We start from the raw sequence: 17,547 nt of genomic DNA, 5'->3' as shown, positions 1-17,547 counted from the left end.
TGTTACGGCTTATAACATTTGTTAATCGTTTGTAATCCTTATTATATTCCAGATGTTTAAAAAGTCAATAAATTCTTGAAAGTATTTTTCAAACTTTTTATACTTTGAAATACATATTAAAATTTGGTTATAATGATTTAAATCGTTGAGATGTTTTATCAATTGTTGGCGTTAGAAACATTTTTATAGAAGGAAATGAATGCAGCTTTGAATAATATACTTAGTGTAGAGAAGGATTTTGGAGAATTCATCCTTCATAAAAAGAGGTGAAGAACGTGGAAATTAAAGAAATGGAAGCAACGTTATTTTGTATTCATTGCAATGAGGAACAAGATCACATCATTACTTACATTAACGATAAAATTTCAAGGATTGAATGTGCAAACTGCCATCACACAGTTGAAATAAAAATTGATTTATTAAACGAATTTTACCATGAGGTGTATGAAAAAATTGTTCATAAACCGGCTGAGATTACAGAGGAATACCGGAATGACCTCAGTAAATTTTTGCTTTCCCTTCCGATCCGGATCATAAAAAAGCCTTACAGCATTTATAAATATATGAAGCAGACACGAGATGTTTTCAAAACATTTAAAGAGAAGCAAAAACGGAAGAAATAGTTGAAGCTTCTGGAGATTTTGTTAATAATATCAAAATGAAAGCTGCGATTCTGACGGGTGAACATAAAATGAAAGTGATGAAACAAGTGTCATATAGCATTCGCAGCTTCCATCATCTCAGAAATAAAGTGTTATTGCTCACTGATCCAACTTTTATACATATAAAAAACAGGGGCACTTCGCATCAAGTGCACCCCAATTAAAAATAGGCCGAAATAAGAAAGTAATTTTTTTAATGTTTGTTGTGCCTTCATCATTCGTGTGATTGATTATGTTACCTTACTTTATTAAGGAATGATTATTAATGAAGCATATTTTTTATGTGAGACTAGTTTTTTTGTAACAGGAAGTTTTATGTTATTTATGCATCGATTAATGGCTGAAGCAGTGAGATTTAGTCTAGGTATTGAGGAAACTCTTCATTTTAATCTTACACTATATATTCCGTCTATAGTATTTATAATTTTTGGAATAGTCATGATGATTAGTGTTATGATAACAGATCTATATAAAGAAAGAAATATGACCCGTTAAACACCAATAAATGACATAGAGCCTTAAATAAAAGGGGGCCCCAGATATTTGGACACCCTTTGTTTGAGCTGCTTCCTCTCACTTCTATATGACCATAAATTCTATGGATGTGACACAATTGCTTCCAGCATTCCTTCGATCGTAAAATCTCCCGTTCCACTCGGCATAATCAAATGATCGCCTTTTTTGATTTTATATGTTTCTTCGCCTACTGTCAGCTTTCCATCCCCTTGTATAATACTAATCAATAAAAATTGTTTATCGTGTGTAAAGTCCGTTTTCTCTTTAATTTCCCATTTATAAACCGTAAAATATTTTCCTTTAACAAAGGTTGTGATCGTACCCCCTTCCCTCTTTTCAATTACTGGCTCACAAGAAGAGCTTTTATGGGGAACAGCTATGACGTCAATCGCTTTGTCTACATGCAATTCTCTTGTATTTCCGTTTTGATCTTTTCGATCATAATCGTATAGTCGATACGTTGTATCAGAGCTTTGCTGTGTTTCTAAAACAATCGTCCCTTCGCATAACGCATGAATTGTTCCGCTCGGCACATAAAAAAAGTCGCCGGGCTTTACAGGGATGCGCTTTAATAGACGGTTCCACTCTCCGTTTTCAATGAGTGAAACGAGCTCTTCTTTCGTTTTCGCATGATGACCGAAAACAATCTCTGCATTTTCTTTACAATCAAGGATATACCAGCATTCCGTTTTGCCGAGTTCCCCGTTTTCATATTGATTTGCGTATTCATCATCAGGATGGACTTGCACCGATAAATCGGCATTTGCATCGAGAATTTTGGTGAGAAGCGGAAAAACAGGGGAAGGATGATTTCCGAATAGTTCACGGTGTTGTTCCCATAGCTCCCCAACGTTTTTTCCTCGAAATGGACCGTTTTTCACAACACTCTGGCCGTTAGGATGGCCGGAAATCGCCCAGCATTCACCAGTATGTTTAGATGGAATATCATAGCCAAACAAATCTTTTAAAGCAGTCCCGCCCCAAATGCGTTCTTGAAAGACAGGCTGTAGAAATAACGGTTGGTTCATAAGGCCCCCCTTTACTAAACTTTATGTTTCTTTTTCCTAACGCTTTGCAGCAAATTAAGAGCTGGCATCAACGCGGCTGCCACAACCCTGAATTATTTATTCTTCCTGACGCTTTGCAGCAATTAAGACCTCTTCTAATATTCGCCTTCATCTGGGAAAGAACGAATTATCAGTTAGTTACAATAAATTTTTCTCGAGTTTACCAAAAGTCTCATCACTTGTTCAGCTGTTACTTCCAGCTGCTTCGTTGTGATCTCTTCAAGCATGGCTTCATCAAGTGTCCGGCACTGTGTTTGAATGGAAAAAACAGCATCGAGATGTTCATTTATCCTTTCTAACTCTGTGTCGATACGGCCAGCCAGACCAATAACAGCTTTCCGATGATGCTTAGCATATTTCGCGACTGTAACAGGAACCTTTCCTAATAATGATTGTTGGTCTATACTGCCTTCACCGGTTATCACAAGATCTGCCCATTGAATTTTGTCCTTTAATCCTGTTAACTCCATGATGATTTCAGCACCTGACGCCATTTTTGCGTTCAGACATGCTGCCATGGCACCGCCAAGTCCGCCTGCTGCTCCTGCACCTGGGATTTCTTGAACATCAATCCCCGTTTCTTTATATAAAATCCTGGCAAACCTCTCTAAACCTTTGTCCAGTTCAACAATCTCAGCATCACTTGCTCCCTTTTGCCTCGCAAATATATGTGCAGCACCAGACGGTCCATAAAAAGGATTTAATACATCATTCGCAATGGTAAATTTACATTCTGCAATTTCCGATAATACTTTTTGTGTTGACATAGCTGCAGTGTTTAAAAGAGGGTTGGCCTCTTTTCCGATTAAGTTGCCATTTTCGTCGAAAAACTGCCAACCCAGCGCCTGTAGCATTCCGATTCCGCCATCATTGGTCGCACTTCCTCCCAATGAAAGGATAAAATGACGATATCCACGTTTAATTGCATCTTTGATCTGCTCTCCTAAACCGAATGTATTCGTCTTCATTGGGGTCCGTCTCTCTTCTGGAATCAGTGTCAATCCGCAGCTTGAGGCGCTTTCGATAAACACATGATCTGTCCCATTGTAAGGGAAAATAACATATTCAGCTGATACAGAATCCATTAAAGGACCTTTCACATTTACATGTACTTTTTTTCCGCCTAGTGTATAAAGAATGGCTTCTGCTGATCCCTCCCCTCCGTCTGCCATTGGGGAGACCACGACCTCTCTATCCGGGCAAACTCGAAGAATGCCATTTTTGATTGCTTCTCCTGCCTGAAGTGAACTTACTGAACCTTTAAAGGAATCAACTGCTATGACGATTTTGATACGCGACACTCCAATCTTCTGATCCTTTTTCTTATCAGATAAACTCATACGGAAACTCTTTTTATCGTTCAATAGATTTCGAGTATTCCACTGTCATTTAAAAAGCACCGTTATTACTTGATTCGGCTTTATTTTTGTTTCAATCTTGCGGCTGTCTGCTACTTCTAATAATTCCAGCGGTTTTTCATTTAAATTCGCTTTATAAGCTTCTTTCAAAATGCCATTTATTTCAAATGAAGCCGTTTTTGGTTTGTCTGTCGGATTATAGAATCGCAAAACAAGCTGGTCATCTTTTTCAGCTTTTTTCAAAGTACTTAACACAACTTCTGGAGACGATTCTTTTAGCAAACTGAATTTTACAGGTGTTTTAATATCCGCTTTATTTAGTTTCATGGCGTCATACGGAATTTTGTTATACACATGAATCGGTGTTAAGTATTCCTTAGCCATACGTCCGACATTCACTTCTAAAGCAGATCCCTGATGGGTCGTAATAGCAAAATCTAAAGTAAGCTTTCCGATCATTTGAGAATCAGGGGTAGGCAGCTTGATTCCTGAAGGCCTGCCTGGTCTTCTAAGCAATTCTTCTTTACCAAGTAAGCCAACACTTCTAAATAAAGTAATCGCAATCGTGTCGTAGTTTTTGCCAACAATTTCATATTCTCTTGTACTGTTTGTTAAAACGCTCATTCCATATTCTTCATTTGATAATCCAACAAAGCTCAGCATCGGATAAATCGGGTCTGGACGCTCGTCCCAATTTTCCTTTTCCCAAACATCCATTGCCTGATCATATACAGCACGTTTAATAAATCCAAATTGATTGTCAGAAATTGAAAATAGAGATGCGATACCCGTTGGAATAAGAACTCTCAATCGATGATCTCTCGCATGGTTATCAATTTCAAACTTTACTTCAATTATTGGTTTATGATTAGGAATAGTTAACTCAATATGGATATCTACAAAACTATCTGCATTTTTTTCTTTTCTCTTCTCTAAATTTTCAGGAACAGCCAATCTATATTGAATGTCAATTTTACCTGCAAATTGGTTTTGAGTTATATTAATTGCTGCATCAACATGATCGCTATAGATCAGCTCTTCATTCGGCAATGGTGAATAATCGTATTCATCACCATCGTCTCCTCCGTTTTCAAGTAAAAGTACATTATGGAACGTTTTATTTAAATGCTTATCGTAAATATTTATCGTACCGTTTGGATTCACACTTATTTCGTAAAAGTCCGTACAAATACGATCTTGAGCGCGAAATGAATTACTTAATTCCTTATTATCTTCTACGACAAAATAAGTTTTATAACCTAACGAAGGTATTCGATCTCTTAATTGGACAGTATATTTTATAAATGGTTCGTAGTTTCCGTAATGGACAATTTGACGATCAATTAAACCAGGATCCATTATTTCACTATTTAAAACTTCAAACTCGATTTCTTTTGCATCTTCACTAATTAACTTAAAAGACTTATATTTAGTAATTACGCTTGCTGTAATCACTTCATCACGGTCATAAGGAAGTAAATTGAATGCAGTTAGTCGATCGAAATTCCAGTCAGTATCCATTGAATCAACAATTTTTCGTTTATAAAACTGGATCAATTGATCGATTTTTTCTTCCGCAATGAAGAAACGGCTGCAAATTTCTTGATGAACCTTATCAGAGCAGCAACAGCCAATACTGTCATGAGCGTGATTTTTCATGATTTCCTTCCATATGAGTTCAATTAACCCATGATGGTATTCAAAGCCTAAGCTGTAGGCAAGAGATGCGAGCGGTTCTAAAATGTTTGTTAATTTATTTTCAATTCTTGTATTAGCTGACTTAATATCCATGCGAGTAGAATAAATACTTCGGTGAACACGCATATACTTCCCGTCTAAAAATTCACCTTTTAAAGTCGGCAAATCACTGTTTTTTTCTAATTCTGCAAAAACATTCTCATATTTACTTAAGAAAAACTCACGATCTGGATATAACCTTCTAAGCTTTTCGATAATAGTAAAAATGTTTTTTTGAATCGGCATTTGATCATGTCCGTTCGGAAGAATAATATGCTCTGTCGTTGCTCCCTTATCCAACACGGCAAAATATTTATTGATCCGTTCTTGAAGCTTCTGTTCATCCTCAGGTAAATATTTACCGATCGCATACCCTAAAGGAAATAACTGGACAAGTACTTTAGAACCTTCATCAGATTCCCAATAAAACTCTGTCTTGTCTGTTCCATGCCGTTCAGAAGCACCGCGCCAGAAAATAGAATATTTAATATCAAATCCTCTTAAGATTTTCGGGATTTGCGAAGATTGTCCAAATGAATCTGGAAGATAACCAATTTTCATATAATCCCCAAATTCTTCACAATCCTTAATTCCATATAATAAATTCCGTACAATGGATTCTCCGCCAACAACCATTTCATCTGTTTGTGTATACCAAGGGCCTATAATCAGTTTCCCTTCTTGCACAAGCTTTTTGATTCTCTCTTTATTCTCCGGTTTAACTGCAAAATAGTCTTCCAAAACAGCTGTTTGCCCATCCAGAACATAGTAGGGGTACTCTGGATGATTCTCTAGCATATCTAAAATTTCTTCCATATTATTAACTAATAAGATTCTCGATTCTTCAGTTGAAAAGTACCATTCTCTGTCCCAATGCATATGTGGAACGATATGAACTTTTTTCATGATGTCCTCCGATCAATTAATATTTTGTAGTAGAACTCGTTGCTTCCACGCCTTAAGCGGCTTATGCAGCTTGCGGTGAATGTTGATTATGCTTTTCTTTTTTTAATTTGTTTTTACGCGTGACTATTAATAAACACATCGATACAAACGCACCAAGAAGTGCAGCTCCTAACCATATACCTGCTCCTATCAACAACGGTTTTCCTTGCAGCAACGCAAGCGAGAAGATTCCAGCATCAGGTACATTGAGTCCAATTTGATAAAAGGAAACAATCGCACCAGTAATAGCTGATCCAACCATAAGGGATGGAATCACGCGAAGCGGGTCTTTCATTGCAAACGGAATCGCTCCTTCAGTAATACCTGCAAGCACTAATAGCCATGTTTGCTTTCCGACTTCTTTTTCTTCTTTATCAAAATATTTTTTAGCAACAATCGTCGCAGCTGTTATTGAAAAACCAGAAACCATTTTCACAGATGCAAAGGCAGCATATGGAACAAAGTTGCCGCTGGCCATAGCTCCAATACAGAATGTATAGGCAGCTTTATTGACTGGGCCGCCGAGATCGAAAGATACCATTGCCCCCAGAATAGCTCCTAAAAGAATGGCGTTTGTACCCGACATACCCTCTAACCAGCTGATTAAGCCCTGATTTAAAAATGCTAGTGGTTTTCCAACAACAAACAGCATAATTGAACCGACAACAAGTGTTCCAACTACCGGATACAGCCAGAAGCTGATAAACCCGGCAAATGTTCCTCTAGGTTTAACAGTTTCTTTTAAATATTTAAGGAAATAACCGGCTAAAATACCTCCGAGCATACCGCCCAGAAAACCGCTGCCAATTAAATTTGCAGCTACGCCTGCCGCAAACCCCGGCCCCAATGCCGGCTTATCCGCAATCGAGTAGGCCATATATGCCGCAAGAATTGGAACCATTAAAGTCCCTAATAATGTTCCGCCCAACTGTCTTAACAGCCAAAGCCATGACCCTTCTGTATCATAAACTTCCTGAAGACCAAAAGCCTGGGAGATCAATACAGCAGCTGCCAGAGTCATACCTCCAGCGACAATAACCGGAATGATGTAAGAAATTCCTGTTAAGATGGAATCCTTTATTTCAGTTTTAAAGCTTTTTTTCTCGTTTTCTTCTGTCCCATGTGAAGAGTTAACCGAACCAGCATATTCCTTTTTCTCGACATTTTCAGATTTCTCTAATGCTTGCGTGATAATCGCTTTTGCATTTTTCAGCGGTGCGGCCACAGAGGTTTTCACTTTGGGAAGATGACTGTATCTTTCTTCATTTTTTACCGCCACATCAGCCGCAAAAATAACAGCATCGGCTTTTCTTAATAACTGTGTAGTATGGCGGTCTTCAATGCCGTTCGCTCCTTGCTTTTCAACGAAAATATCAACTCCAAGCTCTTTACCTGCATTTACTAACGCCTCTGCCGCCATATAAGTATGGGCAATGCCAGCCGGACAAGCGGTAACTGCTAAAATTGTTTTATTCATTTTATTGGCTGCTTCAGCATTTTCTTCTTGAAATTGATGATCTAAATGATAAAATAACTCATAATTGGTTTTCGATTTCAATAAACGGTTTTTGTACTCTTCATTTGATAACCTTTTCACAAGTTCTGATAATAACGACAGGTGTGTTGAACCGCTTTCATTTTCAGGAATAGCAAGCAATACAACCAAAGTCACTTCATTATTTGGATCAATGCTTTCCCAGTTAATGATCGGTTTTTTTAGAGTTGCAACGGCAAATGCTGCTTCTTTTACTGCTGCCGACTTACCATGCGGAATCGCCAGTCCGCCTTCAAAGCCTGTCGGGGATAAACTCTCTCTTTCCATGACAGCCTGGTAAAAATCTTTTTCCGAATACAGCTTCCCTGCTTCATATAATTTTTTAATTAAAAAATTGATAACTTCATCTTTCGAAGCAAAGGATTGATTCGTACTAATTAAATCAGGTGATGTCGCAGATACTAATTGCATAAAATCAATCTCCTTTACTTATCAATTGCTGTAACTTTAGCCTTATCGTAGCATAAAAAAAAAGAAGAAGAGATTTCTTCTTATTTTTACACAGTTATTCTTTAATAGAGCGCTTTCATGTGTATTTATACACATCCGCACGTTTCTTTCCAGAAGTATTCTGACAAAGTACGCAAAACAATCATTGGAGATGTTTTATCAGTGACATTGTAGCCGTTCAGCAATTTCTTAGGAGCATGACAATATAGATTGACATCTGCTAATTTCTGAAGAGAATTACGATAAAAATGAGTAAGCGATATGACACAAATTGATTTCATCTTGCCTAGCTCTGCCATTTCCAACACTTGAGGAGTTTCTCCTGATAAACTAATAAGGAAAAGAATATCTCCACTTTTAAGCCGGTTGATCCCATGCCTGATTTCGTGAGGATGAATAGAATAATCGGATTGTTTTCCGGCAACCTTCAAGTTTTTGACCATCATTTCACAAAAAATCACTGAATCTCCTACACCAAAAAATAAAATATTTTTTGCTTCACGTAACAACCTTGTTACAAGTTTAATCTTATCCATATCCATTAAATCAAACGTTTTTTGTACAGTTGTATATAAGCTGTTTTCTACCATATCCTGTCCTTTTAGCTCTGTATGCAATTCTTCCTTAAGACTGTTTTTAAGATGTGAATACCCATCATATCCTAGTTTTTTGCAGAGTCTTGTAATGGTATTTGGAACTGTATATAAAGACGCAGCAAGTGATTGAATAGACATCGTAACAACAAGCTTTTTATTATTCACAATATATTCGATGATTTGATCATCTGTATCATTCAACTTATATTCAAATTTTTGAGCACGCTCTTCTAAGAACATTCTGAAAATCACCTCTACAAATCTTTGCTGACACAGATCCGATTGCTCTAATTATATCAAATTTGAAGTCGATAAAAGCGTATACAATTGCTGCAAGCTATATGTTTTTTCCTAAATGAACACAAACTTTCTCATCTCTACAAAAAAATAGTAGCACAAACCATGGCCGTGGTCTGCACTACTATTGTTAGTATGTTTTTTCAACCCTTTTGTTTATGGACTGCCGTTATCCGTTGATTGCTTTTCAGATTGTGATTTTCCGTTCGGATTGGTTGTGCCGGCTCCTTTTCCTGGACCATTATTACTGCTTGATCCGCTGCCATTCCCGTTGCTATTCGAGCCGCCGTTTCCGTTATTATTTGATCCGTCAGTTCCGTTATTTCCTCCTGATGGTTTTTGGCCGTTTCCTTGGTCGCTGCCGTTGTTAGCTGGCGGTTGTGGCTGCGGCTGTTCATTGGCAGGAGGCTGATTTGGCTGCTCTATTTCTTTATTATCTTCAGGCTGCTCTTTGTTGTCCTCAGAATTTTCTTGCTGCTCTTTATCCATGTCATTTTGATTGTTCTCTTCTTTTGGCTCCTGATTTTCCTCTTCTTGTTTTTGCTCCTGTTCATTATCTTTTACTTGATCCTGTTTTTGATCCTCTTTTTTATCCTCTTTTTTATCCTTTTCTTTTTGTTTTGGAATTGCTGGGATTGGAGTTCCCCTTACAAATAATTCAGTTCGGCCGCCAACCACTCTTTCGACGACACTGTCCGGTTTTTCAAAATCAGGTGTTTCTATTTTTTCAGAAACGTGAGACATGATTTCTTTAAAAATAAGTCTTGAAATCTTCGCCTTCTCGTTTGTCACATACGTTTCCTGAGTCGTCTGGTCGTATCCCGTCCAAACCGCAGCCGCATAACGAGTCGTGTAGCCGACAAACCAGGCATCAGATGTTCCATCTCCTCGTATATTTTCCGGCAAGTTGGTTGTTCCTGTTTTTCCTGCTAGTGGAAGTCCTGGGATGTTCGCCAGTCGTCCTGTTCCTTCTTTCACGACGGTTTTCAACATATCGGTCATCATGTAGGCGGTATAGTCGCTCATCGCCTTCACCGGTTTGGAAGAAAGATCGATTTCTTTACCGTTTGGATAGACGACTTTCCTTACCGTAAAAGGCTTATGATAAACGCCCTCATTTCCAAAAGCGGCATACGCCCCAGCCAATTGAAGCGGGGACACACCTTTATTAAAGCCTCCGATCGCATATGAAGGATAGATCTGATCGAGCGGGATTCCGAGTTTTTCCGCAAATTCTTTTGCCCGGTCTTCCCCTACCTCCAAAAATGCTTTTACAGCCGGTATATTGTAAGACCATTGTAACGCTTTTCGCATCGATATACTGCCGCGATATTGACCGTCCCAGTTTTTGATTTCTTTGCCATGGATGGTGAGCGGCTCGTCAATGAACTGTTTATATGTAGACCATTTGAAATGTTCGATTCCCGGGCCGTAATCCAAGATCGGCTTAATCGTCGAACCTGGCTGTCTTTTCGTTTGTGTTGCGTAGTTAAAACCTCTTTGTACTTCTTGATCTGAGTTGCGGTTTCCGCCAATTGCCCTGACGGCGCCAGTCTGTGTATCAAGTAGCACGACTCCTGCCCGGAACTGATCGTCTGGATAATAAATGTATTGATCAGTTGTCAGCACTTTTTCTGTAAATTTTTGAGCATCCGGATCAAGGGTTGTATAAATTTTTAAACCGCCCGTATAGATATCCTTTTCCGATATTCCGGCATCAACTATATCTTTGATGACTTGATCGATAAACGCTTGATATTTCGGCCCTTCTTTTTTCTTCTTTAATAATTTCTCAACCGGGATCGCTTTCGCATCTTGCTCTTCTTTTTCGGTAATAAAGCCATACTTCCTCATTAACGACAATACTATATTTCTTCTTTTTTCAGCTAAATCCGGATTTTTAAATGGATCGTATTCGCTCGGTCTTTGCGGCAGCCCCGCCAACAGCGCAGCTTCACTAATCGTCAGCTTTTTCACGGATTTGTTAAAATATGTTTCTGCCGCTGTCGCAACCCCGTATGCTCCTTGACCGAAATACACTTTATTTAAATACATTTCAAGAATTTCTTCTTTTGAGTAGCGTCGTTCCAACTGAACAGCCAAGTAAGCTTCTTGTATTTTTCGCTTGAGCGTTTTTTCAGGCGTTAAGAATGAATTTTTGACTACCTGCTGGGTAATCGTACTTCCGCCTTCAGCGCCGAATCCTTCTTTTACATTCGCAACGGTTGCACCTGCGATTCGTTTAAAATCGATTCCATTATGCTCAAAAAACCGCACATCTTCTGTTGCGATAAACGCATTTTGTACATTTTTCGGTATATTTTCGATTTTGATGATTTTCCGATGTTCGCTTCCTGAAATATCTCGCACTTTTTCATTATACATATCATAAACGGTTGAGGATAACGGATCTTTCAGTAATTTCGGGTCTAGTGCAGGGGCGCTTATAATGTAAGACAATACCACGATACCGCCCGCAGTCATCATTACGATAATCGCAAGCATAAAGGCTGTCATGATTTTTATGAGCGGAGATTTTTTAGAAGCTGATTTCTTTTTTTGACGTTTCTCCATACGCGTCTGATATTGATCTCCCATTTCCGTCTCCTCCTAACCTGTATAGAAGGTAATCTATAAATAATACACGATTAAGATTATACGGATGACGAGAAGATTTTTGTGGTGGAATTTGTCGGCAACAGACAATTTTTTTTACAAAAAAATTATAACACTTATTTGAACTACTCTTAAAATAAAACACTTTTTAGAATAGTACCCCTGTTTTGAAAAAGATTTGCGAACCTTCATAACATTCCTCTTCATTTAGGAAGTGTTTTATCGAACAGATCGTAATAAGTTCCTACTAAATAGAGGAAGAATTGACCTTATCTTTGCTCCGTAAATATCTTCGAAGTTCAAGAGTATTGCTATTTACCATAAATTGTAACAGTTTTATAGCAATGAGTTTTTTCATTATTCTTTGATGAATCGAAAGAATATTATATACTAGAAACATATTTATTTTTTTACTTAAACGCAGAAAAGCGTAAAACCTGAAAAGCGATTAAGTAAAAAAGTATGCTGCCAGTTATTCTAGTATATTTTTCATAATGGACAGAAAGGCATGAACACCATGGAAAAAGATCAAACATTAAAAAAAGGGTTATTACCTCGACATGTTCAGTTTATTGCGCTAGCAGGCATGATTGGAACAGGAATTTTTAAAGGGAGCTCAGATACATTAAATATTGCCGGCCCAAGTGTTGTAATAGCTTACTTATTAGGAGGCCTTTTATTATTTATTGTCATGACGGCACTGGCTGAGATGGCGATTGTTTATCCGAACTTAAACGTTCAGCATCTTGTTTATAAAGCTTTTGGCTTCCATATATCCTTTATTGTAGGATGGCTTTATTGGATCAATTGGATTGTTGTCACCGTTGTTGAAATTTTAGCAGCAGGAAGCTTTCTGAAATATTGGTTTCCAACCGTACCGTTATGGCTTTTAAGTCTCCTTTGTATGGTTTTAATCATTGGAATGAATTTGTTTCAAGTAAAGTACTATGGTGAAATTGAGTTTTGGTTTGCAGGAATTAAAATTTTCGCATTAATCGCTTTCATTTTATTAGGCTTTGGCATTTTGTTTGGAATTATTCCGAGCAATATTGATGATCCTTTTTCTAACTATACGGCACACGGCGGGTTCTTTCCTTATGGAATTGGAGGAATGTTAAGCGCCTTTTTAGTCGTCATGTTTTCATACGGCGGGGCTGAGTTAATCGGTGTTGCGGTCACAGAAACAAAAGATGCAGAAAAGGTTTTGCCAAAAGTCATTAAAGGAACGATGTGGAGAGTTATTCTCTTTTATATGCTTCCTATTCTTATTATTTGTGGTTTAATGCCGTGGAATCAAGTGACAGGGGAAGACAGTCCATTTGTCCAAGTATTGAGCATCACAGGGCTTCCTGGAGCCGCTCATATTATGAATTTTGTCCTTATTACTGCTGTTTTATCAGCGGCGAACTCAGGGATTTACGCAACTTCCAGAACATTATATTCCATGGCTCAAAGCGGTGAAGCGCCAAAAAGATTTTTAAAGATTTCCAAACAAGGAATACCGATCAACTGTATTACCGTTACGGCTATCTGTATTTTATTTGGGGTATTTTTAGCTTATATGACTCCAGACCGAGTCATCAGCTATTTAATGACGATACCTGGTTTTACGATTATTTTATTATGGACAAGCATCTGTCTGGCTCAGCTAAAGCTTCGTTCTCAGTATAAGGAGAAACCATATTTCCAAGTAAAATGGTTCCCATACACAACGATAGTAGCCACCGTTTCATTATTGGTCATCTTTTTCTCTTTTATCTTTAATAAGAAAAATATGATCGGTTCTACTGTTTGCCTTGTCATCTTAGCACTGCTCACCATTTTTTCTTTTATGAATAAAAACAGAAAAGAAAAAAGCGATAAAAATAACAAGGATATGGTAGAAAGTCCGTAAAATAAGGACATTAAAAGACTCATTCGTAACTCTGTCAAAAAAATGCAGTGTCTTGAAAAATGCACATGATAACAAATTTTAGGGGGGAAACCTTCCCCTGTCAGACAGTCGATTATAAACGGCTTTAGCCCTTTAGAACACAGGGCTAAAGCCGTTTTTATGATAGTTTTCCCACCGGAAGACGGGAATTGGAAACATTATGATAGGTCAAGATAACAGATTATTTTTTCAACTTCTCGGAAACAAGATATGCTACGAGCACGTATCGTTCCGGCGCGGAGCCGATAAAATGAAACGGATAACATGTACTGACAGTTAACGTAGCCCTCGGTTTCGGAACGATCACGGTCCGGTCGTCTTTATCAACGATCCGAACCTTATAGATTTTATAAGTAAATTCTCCAGCTGAAGTTGTGACGATTAACTCGTCTCCTTTTCCTACTTCCCCTAGCCTACGAAACACGGTGTCGCGATGACCGGAAAGAACCGAATTGTCTGCCTCTCCTGGCAATACGCTTCCTGCAAAATGACCGACCCCTTTTTCAAGCTCTTCTTCGTTCGTTCCATGGTATATCGGAAGTACTGCATTTAGTTTTGGAATAAACAGCTCTCCTATTTGCTCCCCAATTTTAGGTCGTGTCGGATATAAAACCTTTTCTGCCTTCGTATTTTTTTCTGGGGCCGGCTGTGCAGCTTCCGCCTTCTGTTTCATTTCAGAATGGGTCTCAGGCAGTAGCATTCCTTTGAAAAGTTTATAGCTGTTTGCGGCTGAAAACCATAGGCCGGCTAATATAATCATTGATGCAAAGAAAAGAAGAAACAACCGCTTGTTTCGGCTGCTTCTTTTTGTAGTTTCCAGCATATTAAACCTTCCTTGCTTGCCTAAAAATTAAAAATCCCGCTAAAACAATGAACAATCCTACAATAGCATTCACGCCATAGCCGGAATCTGTTTTCGGCAATTTTGCACCTTTTACTGTTTTATGCTCATTGTCCTTTACAGCTTTTAGCTTTTTTTCTATTTTTTGCGAAACGTTTTTCTCTTGTTTCACACTTTTGGCTTCTTGAGCGCCGTGACGAATCGTTTGCCCAGTTCGATGTAACGTATCTGAATCAACGATTTCTCCGGTAATGAGGAGATCAGCCAAAAATTCTCCACTTTCACTGTATATGTTGATTTTCAATTTTGCATTGATCAATTCTTTCAAGTTAAATAGATCAAACAGCGAAAGCTCCTTTTCAGACCCATCTTTTACAAAGGAAAATGTAACTTTAATTTTAAAAATACGTTGAAAATCTTTAAAAATCGAAATTAACTCCTCGATTTGGCTCTTTGTAAGCTCTGTCGCTTCATCAAACCCTTCAAAAGCCATCATCCGATCCGCCAAGTCCAACAAAGCTATAATTGTCTCTTCTTTCATAAGATGCTCTTCAATTGATCGCAAATGGTTCTTTAACCGCTCGATTTCTTCTTTTGTCAATCCGTATTCCTGCTCAAAAACCGTTAATAAATCGTAAAGGAGCTCGTCTTCTACACCAGCATCCCATTCTTCACTTAAAAATGTTATAACATCCTCTTCCAAATCATCTAGAAAAACGTAATCCTCCAATTTTTTTCCGTGTTCTTGAAGCAGCTGGCGCAACTCCTTTTCATTTAAATCATATTCATCATAAATATAGGATAAATTGCTTAAATCCTTTTTAATAACTTCTCCTAAAAATCTTTCTAAACTTTTAACGGTTTTAAAGTCTTCCAGTTTTCTCTCATATAAAGTCAAAGATCTATTAATATGGTCAATCGTCACAGGAAATCCTCTAATACTACTAATTTTCGCCAAATAGTCTTGCAAATTTTTATCAAAATTTGGATCACGCTCTATGTAAAGCATGACGGCATCATACAAATTTTCTACAAACACATACTCATCTAGATCTTCACCGTGTTCTTGAAGCAGCTGGCGCAAACTGGCTTCATTTAAATTAAATTCGTCAAATATTTCGGTTAAATTGCTTAAATCTTTTTGAATAACCTCTCCTAAAAAATCACGAAGTTCTTCAACAGAATCAAAATTTTCGATCTTTTCTTCATATTGAGCTAACGAAAATTCGATATGTTCTCTTGTAACTTTGAAACCTCTTTGTTTACTTACTTCCGCTAAATATTGATTCAGTTCTTTCTCAAAAGATGCTTGTTGTGCAGCTGATGACGGCTTTGGCATCACTCCTATCCACAAAATAAAAGCTAGTAATATGAATCCCCATTTTTTCATCATAATCCTCTTTTCCTCTTTTTTTATATCTCTTGAGAAAATTATAAATAGGAATAACGAATCAATCAACAAAATTTTTACAATTTTTACAAAAATTTTTACATGCACAAAAAAAGCGACTTCTAAATTAGAAGTCGTTTAATGTTAGAAGTCGTTTTCTTCATTTTCTTCATTCAAATTTTGCAATTGCTGCAATTCTATGATTCGACTTTTATCTTTTTCAAAAAATTGAATCAGATCCCCTATTCGGTCAATAGCATCCCAGCTCAAATGGTGCTCAATTCCTTCCACGTCGCGATAGATGTTTTCTTCTTTGACGCCAATAATCCGCAAAAATTGCTCTAACAGATCATGTCGGTAGACGAGGCGTTTTCCGATTTTTTTTCCTTTCGGCGTTAAGACGAACCCTCTATATTTTTCGTAAACTAAGTAGTCATCCTTGTCGAGCTTCTGCACCATTTTTGTAACGGAAGAAGGGTGTACAGATAACGCTTCTGCTATATCCGACACTCTCGCATAGCCTTTATTTTCAATTAGCAAATATATTTGTTCAATATAGTCTTCCATACTCGGGGTTGGCATTGGTTATCCTCCATTAATATCTTCATCATACAAAGTTTACTATATAAAAGCACCATAAGACAAGCGTATGGAGGAGATCAACCGTTATGAAAGACAATTTAATAGCCGATTTTCATCCTGTCTTTTTTACAGTTTTATGCAATCGCAAATATCTCGCAATCCATCCATGTTTCGGAGAAAACAAAAAGCTTATGAAAAACACTAATCCTGTGGCAAATGCCATTGAGCCAGAAATAGAAGTGTCGACCCAAGCTGCTATATAATAGCCCGCTACAGCAGATATTACGCCAAATAATCCGCTTAATACTAGCATAATAGAAAGTCTATCTGTCCAAAGATAAGCCGAGGCAGCTGGAGTAATTAACATCGCAACGACCATAATTGCGCCGACCGCATCAAAAGAAGCAACTGTCGTGATCGATACTAAGCATAAGAATACATAATGCATGAGTAAAACAGGAATCCCTAAGCTGGCAGCAAGCGCAGGATCAAATGAAGTGATTTTCCATTCTTTATAAAAAGCGACAAGAACAAATAAAACAACAAACAAAACGAGAGCCAGCAATGCTGTAGCCTTCGGAACCTCGCCAATTAGAGGAAGTGAAATTTTATTCCAAGGTATAAAGGTGATTTCCCCCATTAAAGCATGTTGAACATCTAAATGTGCATTTCCTACAGAAGTCGCTATTAAAATAACGCCAATAGCAAACATCGTCGTAAACACAATTCCTATTGCTGCATCTTGCTGAACGTCTAAAGAATGAAGCCACTGCACTAAAAAAGCTGTCAATAGTCCTGCAAATATAGCACCAATGAGCATATGAGTTCCGCTTAATTCACGTGTAATAATAAAAGCGATGACAATTCCTAACAGAACCGTATGACTAATTGCATCAGCCATCATCGCCATTTTCCTGAGTATCAGAAATACACCTATTAAGCCGCAGGACAGCCCTACTAAAGAAGCAGTTACGATAATCCACATAGCATGATAAGTCATGG

Annotated in this window: 12 protein-coding genes; 2 read left to right on the top strand and 10 right to left on the bottom strand. The window is 37.8% G+C overall.

Translation table 11 applies throughout. The features are described 5' to 3' along the window. Nucleotides 1-275: 275 nt before the first annotated feature. Entirely contained in the window at nt 276-623 is a 348-nt protein-coding gene (locus tag NSU02_RS03015; RefSeq protein ID WP_063386339.1) for a hypothetical protein, read from the top strand. Between the two features lie 635 nt (nt 624-1,258). Here the strand turns inward: NSU02_RS03015 and manA are convergent. From manA to NSU02_RS02985, 6 genes are all read right to left on the bottom strand, one after another. Then, entirely contained in the window at nt 1,259-2,206 is a 948-nt protein-coding gene (gene manA / locus NSU02_RS03010; protein WP_339194161.1) for a mannose-6-phosphate isomerase, class I, read from the bottom strand. Nucleotides 2,207-2,379: 173 nt separating this feature from the next. Then, the gene (locus NSU02_RS03005) at nt 2,380-3,585 is read right to left on the bottom strand and encodes a glycerate kinase (protein WP_130158521.1); all 1,206 of its coding nucleotides are present in this window, start codon (nt 3,583-3,585) and stop codon (nt 2,380-2,382) included. 45 nt (nt 3,586-3,630) lie between these two features. Further along, nucleotides 3,631-6,246 carry a mannosylglycerate hydrolase gene (gene mngB, locus NSU02_RS03000; protein WP_339194160.1) on the bottom strand — a complete coding sequence of 872 codons (2,616 nt, stop codon included), beginning with the start codon at nt 6,244-6,246 and terminating at the stop codon, nt 3,631-3,633. A gap of 61 nt (nt 6,247-6,307) precedes the next feature. Further along, nucleotides 6,308-8,251 (bottom strand): PTS 2-O-a-mannosyl-D-glycerate transporter subunit IIABC, encoded by a 1,944-nt coding sequence (gene mngA / locus NSU02_RS02995; RefSeq protein WP_339194159.1) that lies wholly within the window; start codon nt 8,249-8,251, stop codon nt 6,308-6,310. Nucleotides 8,252-8,376: 125 nt separating this feature from the next. Continuing rightward, a complete protein-coding gene (locus NSU02_RS02990; protein WP_066246933.1) occupies nt 8,377-9,126 on the bottom strand; it encodes a MurR/RpiR family transcriptional regulator in 750 nt (249 codons plus the stop codon). 213 nt (nt 9,127-9,339) lie between these two features. After that, nucleotides 9,340-11,781, bottom strand: coding sequence for a PBP1A family penicillin-binding protein (locus NSU02_RS02985; RefSeq protein WP_339194158.1), 2,442 nt, complete (start codon nt 11,779-11,781; stop codon nt 9,340-9,342). A gap of 535 nt (nt 11,782-12,316) precedes the next feature. Here NSU02_RS02985 and NSU02_RS02980 point away from each other — a divergent pair. Continuing rightward, entirely contained in the window at nt 12,317-13,693 is a 1,377-nt protein-coding gene (locus NSU02_RS02980; protein ID WP_066246937.1) for an amino acid permease, read from the top strand. Nucleotides 13,694-13,913: 220 nt separating this feature from the next. Here the strand turns inward: NSU02_RS02980 and NSU02_RS02975 are convergent, their stop codons facing one another. From NSU02_RS02975 to NSU02_RS02960, 4 genes are all read right to left on the bottom strand, one after another. Next, a complete protein-coding gene (locus NSU02_RS02975; RefSeq protein WP_063386345.1) occupies nt 13,914-14,555 on the bottom strand; it encodes a class D sortase in 642 nt (213 codons plus the stop codon). A 1-nt stretch (nt 14,556) separates the two neighbouring features. Continuing rightward, the gene (locus NSU02_RS02970) at nt 14,557-15,966 is read right to left on the bottom strand and encodes a processed acidic surface protein (protein ID WP_327873647.1); all 1,410 of its coding nucleotides are present in this window, start codon (nt 15,964-15,966) and stop codon (nt 14,557-14,559) included. Nucleotides 15,967-16,107: 141 nt separating this feature from the next. Beyond that, nucleotides 16,108-16,545 carry a transcriptional regulator MntR gene (gene mntR / locus NSU02_RS02965; RefSeq protein ID WP_063386346.1) on the bottom strand — a complete coding sequence of 146 codons (438 nt, stop codon included), beginning with the start codon at nt 16,543-16,545 and terminating at the stop codon, nt 16,108-16,110. 112 nt (nt 16,546-16,657) lie between these two features. Further along, complete coding sequence (locus tag NSU02_RS02960; RefSeq protein ID WP_066246941.1) at nt 16,658-17,545, bottom strand: metal ABC transporter permease; 888 nt, start codon at nt 17,543-17,545, stop codon at nt 16,658-16,660. Nucleotides 17,546-17,547 lie beyond the last annotated feature (2 nt).

The organism is Aeribacillus sp. FSL W8-0870, assembly GCF_037963755.1.
Classification (GTDB): Bacteria; Bacillota; Bacilli; order Bacillales; family Aeribacillaceae; genus Aeribacillus; species Aeribacillus composti.
The sequence above is the reverse complement of the archived record's forward strand: the minus strand, read 5'-3'. Positions and strand labels throughout refer to the sequence as shown.